Annotated in this window: 6 protein-coding genes; 1 reads left to right on the top strand and 5 read right to left on the bottom strand. The window is 31.5% G+C overall.

Annotation, left to right across the window (positions count from 1 at the left end):
- Positions 1 to 794: transposase (locus J2Z80_RS02420; RefSeq protein WP_209452958.1), on the top strand; the 794-nt coding region annotated here is incomplete at its 5' end.
- An 84-nt stretch (positions 795 to 878) separates the two neighbouring features.
- On the opposite strand, the gene J2Z80_RS02415 is transcribed toward J2Z80_RS02420, so the two are convergent.
- From J2Z80_RS02415 to J2Z80_RS02395, 5 genes are all read right to left on the bottom strand, one after another.
- The gene (locus J2Z80_RS02415; protein WP_245301096.1) at positions 879 to 1,337 is read right to left on the bottom strand and encodes a carbohydrate ABC transporter permease; all 459 of its coding nucleotides are present in this window, start codon (positions 1,335 to 1,337) and stop codon (positions 879 to 881) included.
- Positions 1,334 to 2,212: a carbohydrate ABC transporter permease gene (locus tag J2Z80_RS02410; RefSeq protein ID WP_209452957.1), complete on the bottom strand. Its 879-nt coding sequence runs from the start codon at positions 2,210 to 2,212 to the stop codon at positions 1,334 to 1,336. The genes J2Z80_RS02415 and J2Z80_RS02410 overlap by 4 nt, the downstream gene beginning before the upstream one ends.
- A gap of 160 nt (positions 2,213 to 2,372) precedes the next feature.
- Positions 2,373 to 3,713 (bottom strand): ABC transporter substrate-binding protein, encoded by a 1,341-nt coding sequence (locus J2Z80_RS02405; RefSeq protein ID WP_209452956.1) that lies wholly within the window; start codon positions 3,711 to 3,713, stop codon positions 2,373 to 2,375.
- Between the two features lie 118 nt (positions 3,714 to 3,831).
- Positions 3,832 to 4,917 carry a glycoside hydrolase family 88/105 protein gene (locus J2Z80_RS02400; protein WP_209452955.1) on the bottom strand — a complete coding sequence of 362 codons (1,086 nt, stop codon included), beginning with the start codon at positions 4,915 to 4,917 and terminating at the stop codon, positions 3,832 to 3,834.
- A 113-nt stretch (positions 4,918 to 5,030) separates the two neighbouring features.
- Positions 5,031 to 6,032, bottom strand: a complete 1,002-nt coding sequence (locus J2Z80_RS02395) for a LacI family DNA-binding transcriptional regulator (protein WP_209452954.1) — start codon at positions 6,030 to 6,032, stop codon at positions 5,031 to 5,033.
- Positions 6,033 to 6,142 lie beyond the last annotated feature (110 nt).

The following is a 6,142-nucleotide window of genomic DNA, read 5'->3' as shown; positions in this document are numbered from 1 at the left end:
GACTGCAAAAAATGTTAGAAGGAGCTAATATCAAATTATCTAGCTTTACTTCCGATATCAATGGTAAAAGCTCTAGGAGGATATTAAATGCTCTTTTAGAAGGCAAGAAATTAGATGAAGAACAACTTCAAGAATTGCTTCATGGTTCAATGCATAAAAAAATTCCTGAAATAATGAAAGCGGTAGATGGCATACTTACTCCCCTTCAGAAACAATTAATTAAAAATATCATTGACCATATAGATGATATGAGTAAACGCATAGAAGATATGGATAAACTAATTTCGAATTACTTGGACAAATATCAAAAAGCAATTAAACAGCTTGATGAAGTTCCAGGCATTGGGATACAAAGTGCAGAAACGATTCTAGCTGAAATTGGGTTAGAAATGAAACGCTTTCCGACTGATGCACATATATCAAGTTGGGCAGGGCTTGCCCCAGGCAACAATGAAAGTGCGGGCAAACGGCGAAACAGCAAAACGACGAAGGGGAATAAGATATTAAAAACCACATTAATTCAATGTGCAAAATCTGCAGTAAAAAAAGAAGGAACATTCTTTTATGCACAATATCAACGTTTAGTTGTAAGACGAGGAAAGAACCGAGCAATAGTAGCAGTAGCTCATTCTATGCTGATTGCCATTTACCATATGCTTAAAGAAAATAAACCGTATAAAGAGCTTGGAGAAGATTATTATAATCAGTTTAACAAGGAGCGAAAAATTAATGCTTACCTAAAAAAACTATACGCATTAGGATGGAAACCTGAAATTGCCACACAACAAACATAAATATATCCATTAATTTCCTTTAAAGTCTATTTTAAAAGCTCTAGGGGAAGTCTGCGCTTTTTTAGCTACTTATATAATAAGTTTTCATAGTAAATACATTGGTATCAGTGTTACAATTTGAGGTAAGAACATTGTTGCAATTAAAATGCCAAATAAAGGCTTTTTAAATGGAAAATTAAATCTTGCAAAACCATATGCTGTTACAACAGACGATATAACAGTAAAAATAACTTTAGGTATTACATATTTAAAAGTATTAATAAAATAAGTTGAAAATGTATATTGTGTTCCTGTTATCCATCCTTTGACGTAAGGGGTAAAATCAATTTTTTTTGGTATAAAACCAATAGAAGTAAAGATTTCACTGTTTGTCTTAAACGATGCACCTATAAGCCAAATTATTGGATAAATCATTATCAACGCACCAATGGTTAAAATAATATACCTTAAGCTTAAATTTATCTTCTTTCTTAATTCTCTTTTTCTATATTCTTTATTCATCCTAAGTTGCATGTTGTTAAGAGCTGCTTCATTATTCATCATGACTCTCCTCCTTCATCTGAATAAAAAACCCAATAACTTGATGATCTAAAAATAAATACAGTAAATATCATTATTATAATAAACAAAACCCACGATAATGCACTAGCATAACCCATATTGAAATATTGAAATGCATTGTCATATATCATTAAAGAAAATAAATATGTTTTATACAATGGTCCTCCATTTGTTATCAAATATGGTGAATTAAATTCTTGAAATGCATTTATTAACTGCATAATAAGATTAAAAAATATTATAGGTGACAATAGTGGAATAGTAACACTAAAAAATGTTCTAATTTTCCCTGCACCATCAACTGCAGCAGCTTCATAAAGTTCCTGAGGTATATCTTTTAGTCCAGCAAGAAAAATTATCATTGTTGAACCAAATTGCCATATCTTTAATGTTGATAAAGCAAAAAGAGCTCCATATTCAGTTGAAAACCAGGATATTGGATTAATACCAATGAATTTGATAAATTGATTAATTAATCCATTTGTACCGAATAAAAATCGCCATAATACTGCTACAGCAATATTACCACCTAATATTGAAGGAATATAATAAACTGTTCTGTAAAAATTTATTCCACGCAATTTAAAATTTAAAACTAATGCTATTAATAAAGCAAAAATTAAATTCAAAGGTACAGTCATAATTACATATTTAAAAGTTGCAACTAGAGAAATGAAAAAAGTATTATCATTAAACATTTTTATATAATTGCCAAATCCTACAAATTTAGGCTGATAAATAATTTTGTAATCTGTAAAGCTTAAAATAAATGATGAAATAAACGGATAAAAAGTAAAAATAAATAATCCAATCAACCATGGTACTATATATAGCAAACCAGTATATTTTTTTATCATTTTAATCCTCCTTTATTAATTTTCACTTAATAGAATTAACAAATTATTTATTAAGCGTATCTATATCATTACCTAAGACAAAAAAACATAAAATATTATATACATAAGACAGTATAAGCTATTATTCTTATACAGTCTTATGTATTATAAACTAAATTCTTTATTTAACTATTTCACTTAATGTTTTTTGTACATTTTCATACATATATTTCGCAGCTTCATCTACACTAAGTCTATTATATGATATTTGCTCCATGGTACTAGTATATATACTTTGTAGTTTAGGATCTTCAAAATATGGACTAAATGGTACAGAAGGATGATCATATAAAAATTTAAGGCCTTCAGGTTCTAATCCATTTAATAATCCTGCTTTTGTTAGTGCATCAACAGCTGACTTACTAAGTGGTGTACCTCTTTCTAATCCCATGGCTTTTACGCCTTCAGGGTCATTTAGTATAAAGTTTAAGAATGTCGCCGCTTCTTTTGGATATTTGCAATCTTTATTTATTGCAAATAGAAGCGTAGGCTTAAAGATTGCCCCTGACACTTTAGCTCCACTTTCTATTGGAATTCCACCTAATACAGTTTCCATATTTTTCTGTTTCAATGGATCTGCTTCTTGCGCAACAGCAGCTGTCCATTGATAAAAGCCAGCATACTTCCCTTCTAAGAAACTTGGCAATTCATTTATTTGAGGATTACTACTTCCACCTTCGTTTACAACCATTTGCAAGCCAGGTGCAACTTTATTATCCAATAACTTTTTGTAAAATTGTAATGCAATTTTAATATCATTTTCATCAAAAACCAATTTCCCATTACCGTCTATAAAAGGTTTACCTGTCATTTGCACAGCATAAGTCTCTGATAAAAGCCATGCATCATATGCCCCTAAAATCATAGGATAAGTTCCATTAGGAAATTTATTTCCTGAACTTATAAGATCATCCCATGTTTTGGGAATCGGAACATTATATTTATCAAAGATTGTTTTATTAAACCATATGACTCGACCAGTCATAGAAACTGGTATAGCATTCAATTTTCCATTAACAGTTCCATACTTTAAATAATTGTCCGAATAATTTTCTTTCAAGTGTAGAACATCAGCAAGCTTATTTAAGTCATAAAACCCGTTTCCATCTTTCGAAAAGATCGGAATCCAATTCCAATTTATCTGCATTATGTCTGCTGCTGTTCCTCCTGCTATCTGCGTTGTCTGCTTGTCAAGATATCCATTCCATCCTGCATATTCTGCTTTTATTTTTATATTTGGATATTTTTGTTCAAATAGCTTTATCGCATTTAGTGTTGCTTGATGCAATGAATCATATCCCCACCAAGAAAATCTAAGCGTAACTTGCTTTGCAGATTGGCTCTCAGATGTTTTTGCGCTGCTATTCTTTTGGCTCGTGGAATTATTTGATGATCCACAACCTGTAAGCAACGTCGATATGCCTAGCGCTGCTGCAAGTGCTAATGCTACTAGTTTTTTCATAAAAATCCTCCTTACAATTTTATTTTTAATTTTTTGGCAAAAACAATGCTGCAAATTAAATATAATGACGCTAAAAGACCCCCCTTCTCTCACCTCCTTCAAGTTATAATTTGTATTATTAGATTTTCTTCAATACTTCACTGTACGCCATCATCAATGCTCCTACACCCTTAGGATCATCATACACAACTTTTTCTGATATATAGTAGTCGTAACTTCCATCTCTGTAAGGATTATTGCCTAATCCTGCTACACCACATATACCAGCAAGTCTTAATATTCCTCCATCTTCTACAAGGTATTTTTCTACTGTGCCATCAAAAGCTCTAATCCCAAATTCCTTATATCCTAATGGCAGGATGTGGAGTCTTACTCCTTTTAATATGCTATAAGATATCATAAGCGTTGCAGAAGTCTCTAGATAATTTCTTTTTTCGCCTCCTTTGTCTAAAACTTGGTACCACATGCCACTATTTTTATCCTGATACATTAAAAGTCCGTCAATAGCCTCTTTAAGAATTCTTGCAAGTGTATTTTTTTCAGATTCCATTTCTTCGTTCATTTCTTCCAGTACATCTACAAGGGCCATTACAAACCAACCTTCTGCTCTTCCCCAAAAATTCGGTGAAACACCAGTTTTTTTATCTGCCCATGCTTCTTTTTTGCTTTCATCGTATCCATGGTAGTAAAGTCTTTTCTCTTCATTCCACATGCGTCTTCTTACATTTAAGAATTGATTTAAAATATCATTAACTTCATCAATATTGCCAAAATTCTTGATATACTTAACATAGAAGGGCATTACCATATACAACCCATCAAGCCACACTTGATACGGATATATATCTTTGTGCCAGAAATTTCCTTCATTTGTCCTGGGCTGCGTTTTGATTTGATTAAAAATACTTTCTATAGCCTTTCTATACTTTTCTTCATTGGTCAATTCAAAAACGTCAAATAATATCTTCCCCGAATTTATGTCATCTAAATGGTGATTATATGGCTTGTAGCCTTTAATGTTGCCATCTTCACTGATAAATTCATCAAGATAATTCAAAACAAATAATTTGAATTTTTCATTTCCTGTAGCCTTATATAAATCCCATGCACCTTTCAAAACACATCCGTCTTCATAACACCATGATTCCTTATAGCTATGATAATTTTTTATATATTCATCAATATATATATCAATCGTTTTCAAGACCTTCAATCCTCCAACATTAATTAACATTTCCCTATTACATAATTTATTTTAATAGTTCAAAAACTCTCTAAAAAATACCGCACACGTTAACTATCTTTGCCACATTTATATCATCTTACATCAGCCACTGAATCTCTTATCTTCAATTTTGTTGGTACATAAATTTTTTCTCCCCTGTTCTCATTGTTTTCCAATATATTCATCAACTTCTCAGCACCTTTTTGGCTTACTTCCTTTATAGGTTTCCTTACCGTTGTCAAGGCAGGAATTATATATCTGCAAAATTCGCTATCATCAAACCCAATCACAGATATATCATTAGGTACTCTAAGGCCTCTTTCGTAAATAGCTTTTATCGCACCAACTGCCATATCATCATTGGAGCAAAATACAGCCGTAGGTATTTTAGGCAATTTCAATAATTTATTCATTGCACTGTATCCACTTTCTATGTCATATTCACCGCTTACGATATAGTCATTGTTTATTAGTATTTTGCTTTCGATAAGTGCTTTTAAAAAACCGTCTTTTCTATCTATAGTAGATTTAAAGCCTTCTTTACCTTCTATTATAGCTATATCCTTATGTCCTTTTTCTATCAGATATTTAACTGCATTGTACGCACCTGTTTTTTCTTCGCTTAGTATGTTAACAACTGATTTTTCATTAACTTCCCTATTCAAAACAACTAAAGGTATATTTTTTCGCAATACATAATACATAAATTCATTATCACTTTCACTTTGACTTGTGAGAATGATTCCATCAAAACGGTTTTTTTCAATAGACGAGTAATCTTTGTACTCGTCTATTCCTCTTATTATCAAATTGTAGTTTTTCTTAATTACGCTATTAACACCTCGTACAGTCTCATAGAAAAAGCTAGGAGAAGTTCCTTTGAAAATCGTAGAAAAGAACAGCCCTATGTTGTAAGACTTATTAAGCACCAAACTTTTAGCATTGTAATTTGGAACATAATTAAGCTTCCTCGCAATTTCTTTGATCTTAGCCTTTGTCTCTTCTTTTATCTGCGGGCTGTCATTTAATGCTCTGGACACTGTAGTATGTGAAACATTTGCAAGTTTTGCTATATCTTTTATTGTAACGCTCATTATCTGCACCTTCCAATTGAATGCATAATGTATAGACAGTTGTATCTCTAACTAAATTATTGAGTAAAATTAAAATTAGATGGAGAACTGGCAGCATTTTATATTATGCT

This window comes from Thermoanaerobacterium butyriciformans, from assembly GCF_017874545.1.
GTDB lineage: Bacteria > Bacillota > Thermoanaerobacteria > Thermoanaerobacterales > Thermoanaerobacteraceae > Thermoanaerobacterium > Thermoanaerobacterium butyriciformans.
The sequence above is the reverse complement of the archived record's forward strand: the minus strand, read 5'-3'. Positions and strand labels throughout refer to the sequence as shown.

Bases quoted from the DNA above. Each gene is read 5' to 3' on its own strand.
- J2Z80_RS02405 (WP_209452956.1), bottom strand. From the start codon at position 3,713: ATGAAAAAACTAGTAGCATTAGCACTTGCAGCAGCGCTAGGCATATCG.
- J2Z80_RS02415 (WP_245301096.1), bottom strand. From the start codon at position 1,337: ATGATGAATAATGAAGCAGCTCTTAACAACATGCAACTTAGGATGAAT.
- J2Z80_RS02395 (WP_209452954.1), bottom strand. From the start codon at position 6,032: ATGAGCGTTACAATAAAAGATATAGCAAAACTTGCAAATGTTTCACAT.
- J2Z80_RS02410 (WP_209452957.1), bottom strand. From the start codon at position 2,212: ATGATAAAAAAATATACTGGTTTGCTATATATAGTACCATGGTTGATT.